19 protein-coding genes are annotated in these 17172 nt (G+C 56.8%); 5 read left to right on the top strand and 14 right to left on the bottom strand.

All coding sequences use genetic code 11. The annotated features are described in order from the left end of the window. Nucleotides 1–449 (bottom strand): aspartate-semialdehyde dehydrogenase (locus RTU33_RS09745; protein ID WP_312626951.1); only part of this gene is annotated, 449 nt, incomplete at its 3' end. 198 nt (nt 450–647) lie between these two features. Between RTU33_RS09745 and RTU33_RS09740 the strand changes: the two genes are divergently transcribed. The 5 genes from RTU33_RS09740 (at nt 648) to RTU33_RS09720 (ending at nt 4898) form a co-directional block, all read left to right on the top strand. Beyond that, nucleotides 648–1241 carry a YhgN family NAAT transporter gene (locus RTU33_RS09740; RefSeq protein WP_312626949.1) on the top strand — a complete coding sequence of 198 codons (594 nt, stop codon included), beginning with the start codon at nt 648–650 and terminating at the stop codon, nt 1239–1241. Nucleotides 1242–1533: 292 nt separating this feature from the next. Continuing rightward, complete coding sequence (locus tag RTU33_RS09735; protein WP_312626947.1) at nt 1534–3795, top strand: pesticin C-terminus-like muramidase; 2262 nt, start codon at nt 1534–1536, stop codon at nt 3793–3795. Beyond that, nucleotides 3792–4181, top strand: coding sequence for a lysozyme inhibitor LprI family protein (locus tag RTU33_RS09730; RefSeq protein ID WP_312626945.1), 390 nt, complete (start codon nt 3792–3794; stop codon nt 4179–4181). Before RTU33_RS09735 ends, RTU33_RS09730 begins: the two co-directional genes overlap by 4 nt. A gap of 134 nt (nt 4182–4315) precedes the next feature. Further along, on the top strand, nt 4316–4468 hold the full coding sequence (locus RTU33_RS09725) for an N-acetylmuramidase domain-containing protein (RefSeq protein ID WP_312626943.1): 153 nt from the start codon (nt 4316–4318) through the stop codon (nt 4466–4468). Then, on the top strand, nt 4455–4898 hold the full coding sequence (locus RTU33_RS09720; RefSeq protein WP_312626941.1) for a hypothetical protein: 444 nt from the start codon (nt 4455–4457) through the stop codon (nt 4896–4898). Before RTU33_RS09725 ends, RTU33_RS09720 begins: the two co-directional genes overlap by 14 nt. Nucleotides 4899–5030: 132 nt before the next feature. On the opposite strand, the gene acpT is transcribed toward RTU33_RS09720, so the two are convergent. From acpT to RTU33_RS09655, 13 genes are all read right to left on the bottom strand, one after another. Then, nucleotides 5031–5606, bottom strand: coding sequence for a 4'-phosphopantetheinyl transferase AcpT (gene acpT, locus RTU33_RS09715; protein WP_312626939.1), 576 nt, complete (start codon nt 5604–5606; stop codon nt 5031–5033). A 2-nt stretch (nt 5607–5608) separates the two neighbouring features. Then, complete coding sequence (locus tag RTU33_RS09710) at nt 5609–6838, bottom strand: beta-ketoacyl-ACP synthase (RefSeq protein WP_312626937.1); 1230 nt, start codon at nt 6836–6838, stop codon at nt 5609–5611. Beyond that, the gene (locus tag RTU33_RS09705) at nt 6835–7566 is read right to left on the bottom strand and encodes a 3-ketoacyl-ACP reductase FabG2 (RefSeq protein ID WP_312626935.1); all 732 of its coding nucleotides are present in this window, start codon (nt 7564–7566) and stop codon (nt 6835–6837) included. Before RTU33_RS09705 ends, RTU33_RS09710 begins: the two co-directional genes overlap by 4 nt. After that, nucleotides 7563–8039 carry a 3-hydroxy-fatty acyl-ACP dehydratase gene (locus tag RTU33_RS09700; RefSeq protein ID WP_312626933.1) on the bottom strand — a complete coding sequence of 159 codons (477 nt, stop codon included), beginning with the start codon at nt 8037–8039 and terminating at the stop codon, nt 7563–7565. Before RTU33_RS09700 ends, RTU33_RS09705 begins: the two co-directional genes overlap by 4 nt. Continuing rightward, nucleotides 8036–9205 carry a beta-ketoacyl-[acyl-carrier-protein] synthase family protein gene (locus RTU33_RS09695; RefSeq protein WP_312626931.1) on the bottom strand — a complete coding sequence of 390 codons (1170 nt, stop codon included), beginning with the start codon at nt 9203–9205 and terminating at the stop codon, nt 8036–8038. Before RTU33_RS09695 ends, RTU33_RS09700 begins: the two co-directional genes overlap by 4 nt. A 1-nt stretch (nt 9206) precedes the next feature. Further along, the gene (locus RTU33_RS09690; protein ID WP_312626929.1) at nt 9207–9779 is read right to left on the bottom strand and encodes a DUF3261 domain-containing protein; all 573 of its coding nucleotides are present in this window, start codon (nt 9777–9779) and stop codon (nt 9207–9209) included. Nucleotides 9780–9901: 122 nt separating this feature from the next. Continuing rightward, nucleotides 9902–12223 (bottom strand): MMPL family transporter, encoded by a 2322-nt coding sequence (locus RTU33_RS09685; RefSeq protein ID WP_312626927.1) that lies wholly within the window; start codon nt 12221–12223, stop codon nt 9902–9904. Further along, the gene (locus RTU33_RS09680; protein ID WP_312626925.1) at nt 12192–12797 is read right to left on the bottom strand and encodes an outer membrane lipoprotein carrier protein LolA; all 606 of its coding nucleotides are present in this window, start codon (nt 12795–12797) and stop codon (nt 12192–12194) included. The genes RTU33_RS09685 and RTU33_RS09680 overlap by 32 nt, the downstream gene beginning before the upstream one ends. Then, the gene (locus RTU33_RS09675; protein WP_312626923.1) at nt 12794–13216 is read right to left on the bottom strand and encodes a thioesterase family protein; all 423 of its coding nucleotides are present in this window, start codon (nt 13214–13216) and stop codon (nt 12794–12796) included. Before RTU33_RS09675 ends, RTU33_RS09680 begins: the two co-directional genes overlap by 4 nt. A 3-nt stretch (nt 13217–13219) precedes the next feature. Next, a complete protein-coding gene (locus RTU33_RS09670; RefSeq protein ID WP_312626921.1) occupies nt 13220–14899 on the bottom strand; it encodes a glycosyltransferase in 1680 nt (559 codons plus the stop codon). After that, nucleotides 14890–15243: a hydroxymyristoyl-ACP dehydratase gene (locus RTU33_RS09665; protein ID WP_312626919.1), complete on the bottom strand. Its 354-nt coding sequence runs from the start codon at nt 15241–15243 to the stop codon at nt 14890–14892. Before RTU33_RS09665 ends, RTU33_RS09670 begins: the two co-directional genes overlap by 10 nt. After that, nucleotides 15240–16589 (bottom strand): AMP-binding protein, encoded by a 1350-nt coding sequence (locus RTU33_RS09660; RefSeq protein WP_312626917.1) that lies wholly within the window; start codon nt 16587–16589, stop codon nt 15240–15242. Before RTU33_RS09660 ends, RTU33_RS09665 begins: the two co-directional genes overlap by 4 nt. Next, nucleotides 16586–17167 (bottom strand): hypothetical protein, encoded by a 582-nt coding sequence (locus tag RTU33_RS09655; RefSeq protein WP_312626915.1) that lies wholly within the window; start codon nt 17165–17167, stop codon nt 16586–16588. Before RTU33_RS09655 ends, RTU33_RS09660 begins: the two co-directional genes overlap by 4 nt. Nucleotides 17168–17172: the final 5 nt, after the last annotated feature.

Here is a 17172-nt window from a genome sequence, read left to right as displayed (position 1 = left end):
GCGAACAGGCCGCCCAGCGACATCAGCATCAGGCTGACGGTGCAGTTGCCGCCGACGAAGGTTTTGACGCCTTTGTTGAGACCGTCGGTAATGACAGCCTGGTTCACCGGATCCAGAATGATGATGGCATCATCTTTCATGCGCAGCGACGAGGCCGCATCAATCCAGTAACCCTGCCAGCCGCTTTCACGCAGCTTTGGATAGATTTCGTTGGTATAATCGCCGCCCTGGCAGGTGACAATAATGTCGAGTGCCTTTAACGCCTCCAGATCGAAGGCGTCCTGCAATGTGCCACCGCTATGGGTGCCAAACGCGGGCGCAGCCTGACCAAGCTGGGAGGTGGAGAAGAAGACCGGGCGGATAGCGTCGAAATCGCGCTCTTCTACCATGCGTTGCATGAGTACAGAGCCGACCATTCCGCGCCAGCCGATAAAACCAACATTTTTCATAACGTGTTTTCCTGCAGAGGTGTGTGCTGTTGTGCTGACCCCGTTTTCCGTCACTGGACGCAGGGGCCTCACCACATTACAAAATGCAGCCAAAGTCGCAAGTGAAAAAATTCAATGATTCGTCATCATTAAGTAAAGCAGCTTATTTAACACGCTCATTATTCGGAGCGTGAAAAGTCATTATCAGGGAACAATGTCATGAGTGAAATTCTTTCTGCCGCGGTTTTATTGATCCTGATTATGGATCCGCTGGGAAATTTGCCGATTTTTATGTCGGTGCTGAAACACACGGAACCCAGGCGCCGCAGGGCGATCATGATACGTGAGCTATTGATCGCACTGGTGATAATGCTCATTTTCCTCTTCGCCGGAGAGAAAATTCTCGCCTTCCTGAATCTGAGCGCGGAGACCGTTTCTATCTCCGGAGGCATTATTCTGTTCCTGATTGCCATAAAGATGATTTTTCCCGGCAATGAGGGCGGCAGCAATGGGTTACCCGCCGGTGAAGAACCTTTTATCGTTCCGCTGGCCATTCCCCTGGTGGCCGGGCCGTCATTGCTGGCAACGTTAATGCTGCTGTCGCACCAGTATCCGAACCAGATGGGGCATTTGATTATCGCGCTGATGCTCGCCTGGGGCGGCACGTTTGTGATACTGCTGCAGTCGGGGCTGTTTTTGCGCCTGCTCGGCGAGAAAGGCGTGAACGCGCTGGAGCGCCTGATGGGGCTGATTCTGGTCATGCTCGCCACCCAGATGTTCCTGGACGGCATTCGGGTGTGGATGAAGGGTTAAGTAAAAGCAAAACGGCAACCTTCTGGTTGCCGTTTTTGTGTCAGACCTCGCATCCTTTTGGAAGATGCTTGTCGATCTCACCCTACCCGCTCAATCACCGCTGTACTCACCGTAAACGGCGTTGGCGTGCATACCGTAAGGTGTAGTTGTCGCATTATCCCAACACCGCTTCTCTGCTCATCCAGATGCGCTAATGGTTTTATCTGTAAATTCAACTACCAGGAACAGTTCCGGTTATCTTCTGTACAGTATATGATGCGCAAATAGCCATCATAAATTCAGGGAGAACAGGATGAAAATGGTGCTGCCGGTTGACGGGTACCGTTCGGCAAAGGAATTCATGGCAGCCATGCAGGGAAGCGAAGGCGATACCCACTGGCTAATGAAGCAGGCAGAGCACTGGCATGGTGGTATTCATCTGTACGGCGACTTTGCCAGAGATGCTGTCTTTAACGCTGACAGCCATGGCCTGAAATGCATGACGGATGGTCAGGTGGTGGCCTGGCGGCTCAATGACGATTATCAGACGGCAGCGTTCGGAAAAAGGATGCTGAAATTCAGCTCCACCTTCGTCCTCATCAAATCCACCTGCACTCCGGATAAAGCCAGCCCTGATAACGCGCTGGATTTTTACACGCTGTGGATGCAGATAGCCCCTCTCGCCGAATACGGCATTACAGACAAATCAACCGCCACAGTGACAGCCCGTGCGCTGAAAATCCGCCAGGACAACACCTCTCCCGGCTGGATACGTAGCGGACTGAGTGAAGGGGTCAACGTTCCCCGAGATGCGCTGCGTCACTATGAGGTGCCGCAGGATACGAAGACCACGCTACCACGCGGTGCAGTGGTTGAAATTAAGCAGGAGGCTTCATTCCTGCTGAACGGCAGGCCAGCTCCGTTTATTTTCGTGTCAGTGATATCGCTACCTGATGGTGCTAAAAGCGGATTATCCGTCGGGGAATCGGGCTGGATCTCCGGACTGGATAAATTTGTGAAGCGGCATGGCAATGCGCTGCCAGCGTGGATGCAGACTGCTCGTGAGCGTGGTGTGTTTAATCAGGTGGTAACGGTTTCCGGCGAGAATTCACCCACGGTGAAAGCCGGGGAGATTATCGGTCACCTGAGCCTGATCGAACGTCCGTCTGGCGGGCCACAACACTTCTGCCATCTGGAGGTGTTCAGCCAGGATGCCCGGATGAAGGATTTTCTGGCAAATAAGGCCGGGGTGACGATCGGTGCGGCAGAGCTGCACACGCTGGCGGATAAAACCCGCTGGAAGCACCGGGAGCAGGATAATACGTTTGTGGTGGCCGGCGTCGGGGGAGACCCTTCCCCCACAACTGCAGAGCGATACACCCCGGAAAGCGAATGCCGCCGTCTGGAAGCTGACGGGAAGACCTGGTACTACATTCCCGACGAGCTGGCTTGGATGGCTGCGGCGGATGTGGAGAGAGCGAACCAGTTCGATCTCGAAAAGCGGGGGTTTATGCCACTGGAGCAGGAAGATGCGCCGCAAAGCATTTTCCAGACGCCGAAAGAGAGCTGGCTGCGGCAGGTGTATGAACAGCTGGAAGCGCTGGCCCGGAGCGAAACGCGGGATATGTATTCATCGAGCTACACCGAGCAGTATCAGAAGCTGCTAAAGCAGATGGATCTGAACCAGGATGGCGTGATTGATGCAGGCGAACTGTGGCGGTTTCTGCATAACAGGCAGCCGCACATTCAGCATCAGGTGCAGCGCTTTGTGGTGAAACACCATAGTGAATGGCTGAAGGATGGCATGTCAGCCCTGTGGCAAGCTGCGCTGGATGAACAGGCGAAGAAATACCCGGCCATGGCGCTGTATAACCGTGACTTCATCAATAAACTGGTGTGGATGAAGGATGTACCGGAGATCCGCAGCAGTGAAGCGCTGTGGCATATGCATCCGATTGTGTTTCTTGATGCTATTAGGTCTCAAAAGAAAAGCTTAGAAGGAAGACTGACCTACAATGCTGAAGGTAATGATATTTCATCGTCTATTTATTATAGCCGGGTAATTCATTGGCCTGGTAATGACCTTTCAGGGGTGACGCTTGGACGAGGTTATGATATGGGAGATCGTTCGGAAGCGAATGTATATAGTGACATGGTCGCATCAGGAATACCTAGTGAGCAAGCGGCTAAAATATCGAAAGGCGCAGGATTAAAAGGAAGTTCAGCGCGTGATTTTGTACTTTCAAATAAGAGTGACGTAGGCGAAATTACATTGCAGCAGCAAAAGTCACTTTTTGCTATCATCTACCCAAAATATGTTGAGCGAGCAATTTCAAACTATATCAAATGGACTAATGGTGTCTCTGGTACTAAACCATGGGAAGAGTTAGACTCTACGATTCAGGAAGTACTGGTTGATTTTGTTTATCAGGGCTTTACGAAAGGACCCAAGCCTATGCTCGCTGGTTCGAATAACAATAAACAAGAACTGATTAGCTATATAAGAAATAGCCCTTCAATTTCTCAGTATGAACCTGGAAGGCATAGAGCGAATTATTTGGAGGATAGTGAATGAAACATGTTATAGCGGTCTTTTTATTCTATTCGGCATTCTCACATGGTGCGGATGTTTGTAACGATATAAAAAATTCTGATCAAGTATATTTGTGTGCCGAAAGCAAAAAGAGTGACGCAGATAAATATTTAAACAAACAATACTCAGAGTTACTAGCTAAAATAAATTCTGACTATATGAATGATGATGCGTTGAAAAAAGAGCTGGTAGATAATGTTAAGACCTCTCAGCGAGATTGGATTAAATTCCGGGACTCTAATTGCAAGTTATATTCTTTCCCAATTGATAGTAACAGCCCAGCACACCAAGCAGCTATTAATGAATGTGTCGCGAGAATGTCAGAAAGTAGAGGAAAGGAGTTAGCTACATTTTCTAATGACATATAGCGATAGTTGGCAGTTTTGAAAGGATCTTCTTAAGATCCTTTCTACCCATAATTTCTCTTCCGAAAACGATAAAACGCTGTGAATGGTTATGAAATTAATTAAGTTAACAAGTATTTTTCTGTTATTCATGCCACTTGCTGTTATGTCAAAATTTCATTGAGGCTGATAGTGTTTTCTTACGCTCCATTCGTGATAAAGACTGGCTCTCATTCGCAAAAAGGTATAACGGACCAAGTCAGAAGGGGTATGATTTAAAAATGGAGAACAATTACAATGCGTCATTATAATCTCTTGTTGTTATTTGTAATGTTTCTGTGCGGTTCATCGTTTGCGAGCGATGAATATTTTTTGTGCAATACTGCAAAAGGAATAATTAAGCTGGACGAAAATAAAGGTGTACTACGTTACACCTTAACGAAAGATCGTAAAATTGAATTTAAATATGAGTCAAAAGGGGATGGTTTTTCAGGGTTTAAATACAATCATTATTCGCGATTTCAAACAGACTACTTCAATGTGTCATTTGTGAATGCAGGATATAAATACACTATATTTAGCTATTATGAATATGAGAATGAAAACCGTGGGGTTAGTGTTACGAATCTAAATAGCAAAAAGGAATCTATTTACAATTGTAAGTCCGTTGGCATCGACTCCCTTAGTAATTTGTCGGAAAAATTGGCCTGTGATAAGGACTCAGCTCTTGGTTGTGGTTAGCTACATTTTCTAATGACATATAGCGATAATTGGCAGTTTTGAAAGGATCGTCTTAAGATCCTTTCTTCTTACCATCGCTGGTTTATGAATATAAAAACCGAAAAGGCAGTTTCTATCTCATTCATTAGCAAATTAAACCCGCTCGATCACCGCTGTACTCACCGTAAACGGCGTTGGCGTACACACCGCTAGGCTTAAACCTTCATGCTGCAAATCGCTCAGGTGCAGATTCAGCGGCGCGGTGCTGTCGTAGCTGACAATCTGCCAGGCGCTGCCGCCGCGCTGTTTGACCATCGCTTCTTTGCGCGTCCAGATGCGCCAGAACGCTGTCAGCCGCTGGTCTTCAGCTTCACGTTCAATCTCAATATGTTCGTTGCCGGTAAACGTCGCGTTGGCTAACTGCTGCCACTGCGGACGCGGGCGGAACGTTTCGATATCGCAGCCTACTTCGCCTTCGTCGCTGAGCAATAAAGCAATGTCATCGCCGCTGTGGCTCAGGTTAAACCACAGCGTATGGTGTTCATCGAACCCCGGCTTGCCCTGTTCACCGAAGTGAATTTCCGGCAGCGGCGACACCGCATGACACAGCAGCGCACGCCCGGCAAGCCAGGCGCTGCGACGCTTTCCTTCCGGCGCCTGTTCAGCAAGCACCTGCGGCAGCGTCGTCAGACTGAGGGTCGAAATTTTCCCGAGGAACAGCCGATACATCGTTACTCCCAGCGTTTAATGACAATCGAAGTGTTGATCCCGCCGAAGGCGAAGTTATTGCTCTGCAAAAACTCACAGTCGATAGCCCGTGACTCTCCCATAATGTAGTCCAGATCGCCACATTGTTCGTCCGGCTGCTGCAGGTTAAGCGTGGGCGCAAACCAGCCTTCACGCAGCATTTGCAGGCTCATCCAGGCTTCTAACGCGCCGCAGGCCCCGAGCGTATGCCCGAAGTAACTTTTCAGCGATGAGATTGGCGTACGGTTACCAAACACCGCAGCCGTGGCCTGACTTTCCGCGATATCACCGCGGTCAGTAGCCGTGCCGTGCGCGGAAATATAACCGATATCCGATGGCGCAAGTCCCGCCTGGCGCAGCGACTGCTCCATGCAAACCTGCATCGTTTCCTTCTGCGGCTGGGTGATATGCGCCGCGTCGCAGTTGGTCGCAAAACCGATGATTTCACCGTAGATTTTCGCCCCGCGCGCTTTCGCATGCTCCAGTTCTTCCAGCACCAGCGTGCCTGCGCCTTCGCCAATCACCAGCCCGTCACGGTTAACGTCAAACGGAGAGGGCGTTGTTGCTGGTGCGTCGTTGCGCTGGCTGGTCGCGAACAGCGTGTCGAACACCGCCGCCTCCGAAGGGCAAAGCTCCTCTGCGCCACCCGCGACCATCACGGTCTGGTAGCCGTGACGAATGGCTTCGTACGCGTAGCCAATCGCCTGACTGCCGGAGGTGCAGGCGCTGGAAGTCGGGATCACGCGCCCGCGCAGGCCGAAGAACAGCCCGGTGTTGACGGCGGTGGTGTGCGGCATCATCTGCACGTAGGTAGTGCCGGTAATGTTGTTGGTGTGCTTTTCGGTCAGCATCGTGGCGAACTCGCTCACCGGCCCGGTGCTGCCGGTTGACGAACCATAGGCAATACCGGTTTCACCGTTGGTCAGTACCGGGTTGTCGATAAGCCCGGCCTGCTCCAGCGCCAGTTCGCTTGCGCGGGTGGACATCAGCGAGACGCGGCCCATCGCGCGGATGCGCTTGCGGGTATAGTGAGCAGGCAGCGTGAAATCATCAATTGGTGCGCCAAGCAGCGTGTGCAGCCCGTCGTAAACCTGCCACTCAGGCATTTTGCGTACCGCATTCTGATAGCTGCGCAGACGCGCGGACACCGCATCCCAGCTTTCGCCAAAGGCGGTCACACCGCCCATGCCGGTAATGACGACGCGACGGGTCATAACATGCCTCCGTTAATGGAAATCACCTGACGGGTGACGTAGCCCGCAATGTCGGACATTAAATAGCTCGCAAGGCCGGCGACTTCATCAGCCTGGCCCATGCGTTTCATCGGAATAATATTCATCGCTTCTTTCAGCGCGGCCTCTTCCATCTCGATCATTCCGGTGTCGATAAGCCCCGGCGCGATGCAATTGACGGTAATTTTGCGCTTCGCAAGCTCAATGGCCAGCGCTTTGGTCGCACCAATAATCCCCGCTTTCGCCGCGCTGTAGTTTACCTGGCCGCGGTTTCCCATCACGCCGGACACCGAGGAGAGCGTAATGATGCGCCCGCCTTTACGGGTTGAAATCATCGGCATAATGCACGGATGAATCACGTTGTAGAAGCTGTCGAGGTTGGTGTGGATCACGCGGTCCCAGTCATCTTCGCTCAGCGCCGGGAACGCGCCGTCGCGGGTGATGCCCGCGTTGCTGACCACGCCATACCACGCGCCGTGCTGTTCGATATCGGCTTCCAGCACTTCGCGGCACTGCTCGCGATTGCCCACGTCGAACTGTAACAGGCGGCCTGTCCCCCCCGCGCGCTCAATGGCGTCAAGGGTATCCTGCGCGCCCTGCCGATCGCTGTGGTAATGCACGCCAACGGTAAAACCATCGGCGGCAAGCTTCAGCGCGATCGCGCGGCCAATGCCTTTACTGGCCCCGGTGACCAGAACTGAACGACTCATGATGACGCTCCCTGTTGAAACAGCGTGGTTAATTCTTCCTGTGAGGGCTGGAAGGTGTTGACGCGACCGCTGGCAAGCGTCTCGCCGCCTGCGGCAATGGCGCACTCAAAGCTGCCGAAACGCTCGTCCTGCATCAGCAGGGTGACGGTGATATCGAGCTGGCTTTCGGCAGCCAGTTCGCCGTTAGCGCACTTCAGCTCGCGCGCACCCAGCACCATGCCAAGGCTAATTTGCGCCTCACCGCGCTGCTGGCGATGCCAGCCGGACCAGACGCCGACGGTCTGCGCCATTAACTCGAGCGCGTACCAGCCCGGCAGGTTGCCGTTGGCGTCGAGGAACGGCGCAAGCACGCCGCGGCGGTTCACTACAACCTGGCAGACGGCCTGCTCTTCGGTAACGCTCAGCACGGTTTCGAGCAGCAGCATCGGCGCGTCGTGGGGCAGATAAGCGCCCGGTGATAAATAGTGGCTCATGCCCTTCTCCCCAGCAGGATGCTGGCGTTGTTGCCGCCAAAGGCGAATGAATTCGACAGAATAACCGGCCGCTCCAGCGGCTGCGGTGCACTAAGAATGCCGCAGGGCGGAAGCTGAGGGTCGGCGGGTGCCTGACTGAAGTCCTGCGCCGGAAGCGGCAGATCACGCGTTAAGATCAGCCAGCTCAGCGCCGCTTCGGTAATGCCCGCCGCGCCCAGCGTGTGCCCGGTCAGATGTTTCGTAGAGCTGCACGGCACGCTTTCGCCAAACAGCGCGTGAACGACGGCAGATTCCACCTGGTCATTCAGCGGCGTTGCGGTGCCATGCAGATTGATATACCCCACATCCTGCGGTTGCAGGTTCGCATCGGCCAGCGCCTGCTGAATGGCGCGAATGGCGCCAGAGCCCTCAGGATGCGGCGCAGAAATATGGTGTGCATCGCTCGATTCGCCCACGCCCAGCAGCGCCACGGGCTGAGGTTCGCGGGTCAGCAGCATCAGCGCAGCGCCTTCGCCAATGGTGATGCCACAGCGGTCGCGGCCAAACGGCTGGCACAGCGTGGTCGAGAGCGACTCTAAACTATTGAAACCGTTAACCGGCATGCGGCTGAGCGTGTCGGCACCGCCGACAAGCGCCACATCGACCAGGCCCGCGTCAATCAGCCGACGACCGCTGATCATTGCGCGCGCACTGGATGAACAGGCAGTGGAAAGCGTATAGGCCGGGCCTTCCAGCTTCAGCCAGTTGCGCAGGAAACGCGACGGGTCGCCAAGCTCCTGCTGTGCGTAGCGCCAGTCAGGGCTCTCTTTGCCGTTCAGCGTCATGTCCGCGTGGATGTCGCCTTCATCGAGTCCGGAGGTGCTGGTGCCCATGATCACCGCCACGCGGTCGCGGCCAAAGCGGGCGATGGCGTCGTCCACCTGCGGCTGAATTTGCGCCAGCGCCGCCAGCAGCAGCTGGTTATTGCGGGAGCGATGCGCGGCAAACTCGTCGGGAATCGCAGGCAGTGCGCCATCCACGCCGCCGAGCACGGCGGTAATGTCGCCCTGTAGCCAGCCTTCGCGCGGGCGCATCCCCGGGGCGATGCCAGTGCTAAGGTTGGCAACAATCTCGTCCGGCGTGTTGCCCAGCGCGTTAATCATGCCTGCGGCAGCTATGTAGATCATCTCAGTCACCCAGGTATTGAATGGTGATGTGGTAGTTAAAGACGAGCTGTTCGATGCTGATCGGCTCACGCTTGCCCTTACGCTGCAGGTAAGTGATTTCGGTCACCAGCTTGCCGCCCGCGTTGCGAAGCTCACGTTTATCCCCACGATCCGTCAGCGTCCAGCCCTTCGGCAACTGCGGCGTCCAGGCGCTCAGCGGCCAGTGACTCAGCATCACGTCGGCCAGCACCTGGCTTGCGGGTGGCAGCTGTGGCACTACGATGGACTGCTCGGTGTGAATCCCCTGTTCATCATAGGTGACGAGGAAGAGACGAATGCCGACGGACGACAGCCCTGCCAGCGTCAGCTTTTTATCATCAGCGTTCAGCATCACCAGCAGCGACTGAGTTTTGCCGTTGAACGTGCCGGTCAGCAGCTGCTGTGAACTGACCGCTGTCGTAATACCGGGCGCAGGCAGCGTGACCTGCGTGCCAGGCTGAAGCCACGCCTGGGGGCGGCCATTTTCATTCCGGGATGAATGGCTACAGCCGGTCAGTATCAACACAGCAGCGAGCCAGAATATACGCATCATCATTAATACCTCAAAATCTGCCGGGTGGTGCGATTGCCGGGTGGCGCTAACGCTTACCCGGCCTACAAGCCCGGTTGACATATGTGTTTGTAGGCCCGTGCAAGCGCAGCGCCGCCGGGCGAGTTTCATGACCTTTTTCTTTTTTTGCCCGACATCGCCAGCGGCGACAGCAGAAACGCGGTGAAAATCCCGCTCACCAGCACGATGCCGAAGCTGCTGATGGCCTGGGTGGCGCTGAACACCAGCATGCCGAGCGTCAGGAGCGTGGTGATCATGGCCAAAGTAATCGCCAATAGCGACGTCAGCGGCGTACCGCGCGGGTTGCTGAAAAACAGGGTGTAGTTGATGCCAATGCCGAGCACCAGAACCAGCGCCAGCAGGGAGAACAGGTTCACCGTGTGGCCGCTAAACGCCAGCACCGCCAGCCCGCAGCCAAGCGACAGCACCGACGGCACCAGGCTTATCAACCCTTTACGCCAGCCCAGGCGCAGCATTGCGCCAACAGCGATCACCACCAGCGCCACGCCGAGCAGCGCCGTTAAAATGGTGCGATACAGCATAAACAGAGCGTCGAATGAGGCTTTACGGTCGTTCCACGCCACGCCTTCAGTGTTATCGGCCAGACGTTGCAGCGCAGCGCTGTCCTTCACGCCGTCTACCGGCACCAGCACGCCACTTTTACCGTCAGGCAGGGTCAGCCAGAGCAGACGCCAGCCTTCGCTGGCCGGGCTCTTCAGCCACGCCTCAACGCTCACCGGCATCGATGATAAATCAGGGGTCACGGTCTGCAATCCGGCGGTGTTCAGCGCTTTTACCACCGCTGGTGCAGCCTGCTTCAGCAGAGCTAAATCCTGCTGCTGGCGCGCGACGGAATTGAGCGGCAGCGTACGGAACTGAGCAAAATCACCGGCGACACGCGCTTTTTCAAGCTGCGGCGTGAAGGCCTCCAGCCGCTCCAGCGTCTGCTGAGCCGTATCGCCGTACACCACGAACCATTTCTGATCGACGCTTTGTCCGGTGAGCGCAGTAATCTTTTTCTCCTGCATCAACAGGTGCTGCGGCAGCGCCTGAAGCTGCGAAATATCGTCATTCACGCGCAGCTGTGAAAGCCCCGCCAGCGCAAACAGCGCCAGCACGAGCGGCAGGCCAACGGAGAGCTTTTTATTGCGCCGCCACGCCGCCAGCCAGCGCAGCATCAGTGCCATCATCGGCACCGGTCGTACCGGCAGGCCGCGGCACAGCCACGGATGCCAGAAAATCACCGTCAGGCAGGAGGCGCTCAGGCCTGCTGCGGCAAATACTGCCATCTGGCGAATACCGGGGAACGGGGCAAGCATCATGATGAGGTAGGCAGCAACCGTGGTCAGCAACGCCAGCAGCAGCGCATTGCGCACCTTGAGCAGGCTTTCCCAGGTTGAGCTTTGCTCACCGTGCACCATCCTTTCAGTCAGGTAGTAAAGCGTGTAGTCGGCGGAAATGCCGATGATGCTCATGCTCATCACCAGCGTCATCAGGTGCAGCTCGCCGAACAGCAGCAGCGTCATCACCGTACCTGCGGCGGCGCCAATGCCGATGGAAATCAGGCACAGCAGCAGCGGCCGCAGCGAGCGGAAGACCAGCACAATCAGCAGGATCACCCCCAGAATCGTCGCCACGCCCAGCGTAGAAACGTCATGCTTCGCCTGCTGGCTGGCGTAGTCGCTGTAGAACATCGTGCCGCGCGACAGCACCTTCGCCTGCGGAAACTGCGCTTTCAGCTCCGCTTCCAGCGCCGCCAGCTGCGTCACACGCTGGTGGGTTTGCTGCATGTCGAACGACGAGCCGTTGAGCTCACCGTGCAGCAGATACCAGTAATTTCCTGCTTCATCTTGCGCCACCAGCCAGCCGTCCATCAGCCGAAGCTTTTGGCCGTTCTGCGCCAGCGCCAGCTGTGAGCCACGCATCAGCATCAGCGGATCGTTATTGAGCTCTTTACCGCTGACGCCAGAAAACGCCGAGTAAAGCTGCGACAAAATCCACTGCGCCTGGGCTTCACCGCCCTGTTGCAGGCGCGCACGCGTCGCCGGGTCGATCAGGCCGTTGCGATGCTGAAAGAAAAATGTGCCCCACGCCTGCTGGCTTTTGGTATCCATCTGGCCTTTGACTTCACTCAGCGCACCGGAGTTTGTCAGCAGCGCCTGCCAGCGTGCCGCGACCGCCGGATCGGCGGTTTTGCCGGGGCTGACCATCCACACCAGTTGGCTATCCAGGCGCTGAATAAAGCCGTCACTCAGCGCAGGCGGAATGGTGCCCAGGCTTTGTGAGGGCAGCATCGCCAGTACGCTGCTGTTCAGTCGCGCACGCGGCAGCATCAGCACCAGGGCGACAAGCAGAATAAGGCACAGTACCAGCCAGCCGAAGGCGGCGCGGCCGGCGTTACTCGGCGGTAAAGCGCTTACGTTCGTCATCGGTCAAAGTCGCTGGCGTCAGGCGTTGGTGGCTTAAAGTGATGTCCGTACGATCGCCCTGCTTATCGTTCAGTTGGATCGTTTCCAGATACGTCTTGCCGCTCAAATCGATGGAAGTAAAAATCTTGTCCAGCGGCGTGACGACGGGCGTCAGCTTCAGCGTCCAGCGGTCGCTGCCCTTGTCCTGAAAATCGATGCGGAAGTTCTGCTCCAGCACTTTGCGGTCGGCCTGAAACAGCGCGCGCAGCAGGTGGTTAAACTGGAACATTTGCGGATTGTTGTCGGCGGTAATGGTCTGCGGCGGCTGGCCGTTGATGATCTGCACCATCCGCGTGTCATTGAGCATCAGGCGCATCGGGAACGGCGAGGTCTGATCCCACAGCAGCCCGGTGTCGCGGGCGATCAGCATTTCACCCTGCGAGCGCAGCGGCTGCGGCATCTCTTTGATGGTACGCGTCTGGTCGAAATGGGCGCGCACCAGCGGCTGTTCGGTAAAGCGCTGCTGGAGTTCGTCCAGCGTGACGGCATGCGTGAACGGGGACAGCAGCAGAATGACGAAAGGCCAGAGCTTCATGATGCCACTCCCATACGTTCAAACAGAACCGCCGGGCTGACGAAGCACAGCTCTTTGCTTTTCTCCTCCACCGCCACCTGAATGGTGTAGCCGGTGGTGGTGCGTTTTCCGCTGGCCGCGTCGAAGATTTCATAGCCGATGCGCAGGCGGTTTTCATACTCTTCGAGCTTCGCGCGTACGCGGATGGTTTGCTCGAAGGTCACCACGTCGCGGTACTTCACGCGCGTATCCACAACGGGCCAGACGTAGCCGGATGCTTTCATCTGGCGATAGCCATAGTCGAACTGGTTGAGCAGCGCCTCGCGTGCGATTTCGAAATAGCGGAAATAGTTGCCGTGCCACACCACGCCCATCATATCGACGTCGTGAAACGGCACGGTGATTTCAACTTCGGTGGTAAAGCGGGGATCGTTGAGCACCCGTTACTCCTTCTCGGTCGCGTCCGGCAGTTGCCAGAAATCAAAAAAGTTAAACCAGTCGAGCGGCGACGAGAGCGCGTAATGCTCCAGGCGCTGCGCGTAGCGGTCGACGGCATTCTGCAAAGCCTGCTGGCGCTCACCGCGCGGCAACACCAGCGGGTCGGCAAAAGGCTCGCAGTGAACGTGCAGTTTGCCCTGCTGCTTAAGAGCAAAAATCATCAGCACCGGGCATTTCAGCACCGAAGCCAGAATAAAGGGCCCCTGCGGGAACGGTGCGGGTTGCCCCATAAACTCGCTCCAGATAACGCGCCAGTCGCCGCCGCGCTGCGGATTGACCGCAATTCTGTCGCCGACGATCGCCACCCATTCGCCCTGATCAAGCTTCTCTTTCAGCAGCATCGCGGTGTCCGGCCCCACGTCGGTAACGGAAATCAGGTTGATGCCCGACTGCGGGGCGTTCTCTTCCATCACCTGCTTGAAGCGCTGAGCGTTCTCATTAAACACCAGCGCGTTGATGGTACGAGTGGAGAGCGCGCGACAGGCTTCGACATCCCCGAGGTGCGAGGCTAACAGCAGCTTGCCTTGCGGCGCTGACATATCCAGCGCGGCCTGTGCTCCGGACGCAAAAACGATATCCCGCCCCGGCTTCAGTTCGCCGCGCCAGCTGGCGATTTTGTCGAGAATGGCGTGACCAAAGCGCATAAAGTGGTGAAAGCTGTTACAGCGGGCGGGCTGCGGCAGGTTACGGGCAGCCAGTTCACGTTTCGTGACGGCAATCCACTGCTGCGACGCACGGCGCGGAGCGCTTGCGGTGAGCCAGAATACGGCGATTACCGGCCACAGCAATAGAGAAAACGCACCACGACCGAAGGTTCTCCACACCCAAATCATCAGGCGCATGCCCCATAAGCCTTTCGCTTCGGGCTGCTTCGCCCAGTGCTGCCTGCGGCGGCGCATCAGCAAAGAGGGGATACGCGGCAGCATGCCGAAGAACAGGCGCGTATGCATCCACGAAATGCGCAGGTTGTCCTTCAGCGCGTCGAAGTGCGACAGACCGTCCTGCGGATAGGTCACACGGGTCGGCACAAAATAGCTGGTGTTGCCCTGCCAGTAGAGGCGCACCATCACTTCGGTATCAAAATCCATGCGATTACCGAGCGGCACGCGGCGGGCGAGCTGCAGCGTCGGTGCTACCGGGTAAACGCGAAAACCGCACATGCTGTCTTTAAGCTGGAGAGAAAGCGTCTCAATCCATACCCAGACGTGCGTGACGTAGCGCCCGTAAAGGCGCGAGCGCGGCACGGAATCATCGTAAACCGGCCGCCCGGAAATCAGCGCGTCCGGGTGTTTTTCGGCAAGTGTGAGCAGGCGAGGAATATCCTCAATGGCGTGCTGACCGTCTGCGTCGACCTGCACCGCATGGCTGAAGCCCGCACGCTGCGCCTCTTCCAGCCCGCGAATGACAGCAGCCCCTTTGCCCGCGTTTTCGGGCAGGCGCACCAGCGTAATGTGTTCATGGTCTGCCGCGAGGGCTTCAAGCACCTCGCGTGTGGCGCTCTCGCTGCCGTCATCCACGATAATGCACGGCATCTGAAACGCAGACAGCCGGGCAAGCACGCTCGCCATCATCGCACCGTGGTTATAGCAGGGGATCAGAATGCAGGGGGTAAAGGTTACCGACATAACCGGATCTTTCCGCTGCTGGCGGTATACCGTGCTTCGCCGTCATGGCGCTCGTAGCTGAAGGTCAGGATCTGCTTTTCCGCCAGCCAGGTAAGCCGGAGCGTAACGGTGGTTTCCGGCAGCAGCGGCGCCTGAAACTTCACGTTCTGAATGCTGTGAAAGCGATAGTCGGGGGCCAAAAGCGTGATGGCGTAATGCATTACCCAGTCCAGCTGCGCCACACCAGGCAGCAGCGGCTGGACGTCAAAATGCCCCTGAAACCAGAACAGCTCCGGGTCCAGATGCAGCGTCAGAGATAACGACTGCGGCTGTGTCTGCTGACGTTCAATTTCGCGAGGCTTCATGAAAACAGCTCCTGCAACTGCGCGTAAACACGCTTGTTCATGCTGTTGACCGGGATGTCATCCACCACGCGCCAGTAGCGCGGCACGGCAACGGATTCCAGCCACGGCTGCAGCGCCCGCCGCCAGGCTTGCTCCTGCGCTTTTCCGCCGGTGGAGAGCCACTGTTCACGTGCGCTTTCGGTGAGCACCAGCACCACGCCGATGCCCTGACGCCCTCCGCGCGAAACGGGGAGCGCGGCCGCATCAACAATGCCTTCAAGCGCCATCAGCCGTCTTTCCACTTCGCTCAGCGACACGCGTTTCTCTTCAATTTTCACCACCCGCCCACGGCGACCCGCAAGGCGAAAACCGTCATCAACCAGCTCAATCATGTCGTCCAGCAGCAGGCCCGCTTCGTCGTGCAGCAGCGGTGAAAGCAAGCGCCACTCCTCACCTTCCGCCCGCAGCGTTACGCCCGGGAAAAGCTGCCAGGAGGTGCCGTTGTCGATGCGCTGACGCCAGGCAACAATGCCGGTTTCCGTGCTGCCGTAGATTTCATCCGGCCAGACGTTGAGCCAGCTCTGCGTCTCTTTCACCTCTTTCCATGGCAGCATACCGCCTGCGGAAAGGATCATCCCGACCGGCGGCGGCGAAAGCTTCGGGTCGAGGCGCTTAAGAAACGCCGGACTGCTGATAAACACATAGCGATGTTCTGGCGGCAACGCACTCAGCTGTTCAGCGTAATAAAGCATCGACGCATGCAAAGGCAGCCCGCAGGCCATCGGTAAAAAGATGCGGAACGTCAGGCCATAGAGATGCTGGGGCACCACAGACGCCACCACCCGACAGCCTTCAAGGCGCGGCTCAAATCGCGCATACAGCATGCACGCTTCGGCATCGAGCAGGGCGACGGGCTTAATGATTTTCTTCGGCAGGCCGGTTGAGCCGGACGTAAAGAGCTCCACGTAGCTGTCCGCAGGAACCGGCGGCAGCGTGATGTTGCTGTGAGAAACGTTTTCAGCGGCAGCGACCACAATCTGTGGGCTGTCGCAGGCAAGCGGATTTTCGCTGAGGATACCGTCGAACAGCTCCTGCTGTTCGCCGAGCAGCGAGGCGCGACAATGGCCTGGAATCACCGGAATTTTGCCCGCGTGCAGCGTCGCCAGCAGCGCCACGACAAACAGATAGCTGTTTTCGAAACAGAGCGCCCAGCGCTCGCCGGGCTGCTTTTCCAGCGCCTGGAACAGCGACCCGACGTCATGTCGCAGGTCGCCTAGCTGCCATTCACGTGCGCCGAGCCACGCGATACGGGTATCGTCAGGGCGTAAAGGATTGAGCCACTGCGACAGCGGAAGGGGGTGTGTCATGGTTGTACTCTTTTCATCAAACGTCGGCGAACCAGCCATTCACCAGCCATCAGGATACCCATCAGCAAATAGGCGATAACGCCATTCCACGCGGTCCACAGCCGCATATCGCCATGCAGAGCGGTGAACAGCGCTACCGAGCCGTTCACGATAAAAAACAGACACCAGATGCGGGTCACCTGTCGGGTATAGCGCACGCCTTCCGGTGGCAGATTCGGTTCACGCAGCCGGGCCAGGCGTTCTACCAGCGGCATAGCGCTCCACAGCGATCCGCCAAACACGGCCAGCATCACCAGGTTCACCACCACCGGATAGAACAGCAGCAGCTGGTGCGCTTTGAGCATGCTGCTGGCAACGCACAGCGCAATGCCTGCCAGCGCCACGCTTTGTAGCACCCGCCGCATTGGCCCGGCCTGCTTACGCACCTGGAACAAACGCAGAAGCAGCAGCACCGCCATCACCGGCAGCAGCCAGTGCAGGCCGTTATGCGCCAGCCCAAACCCGACCAGCAGCGGCCAGGCCAAAACGATGGTACCTGTCGCCAGCCGCATTAACGGCAGCGAACGAAAGCCGGACACGCAGA

The sequence above is a fragment of the Scandinavium sp. genome, assembly GCF_032012665.1.
Lineage (GTDB): Bacteria > Pseudomonadota > Gammaproteobacteria > Enterobacterales > Enterobacteriaceae > Scandinavium.
Note: the sequence above shows the minus strand (reverse complement) of the source record. Positions and strands in the feature narration are given on the sequence as shown.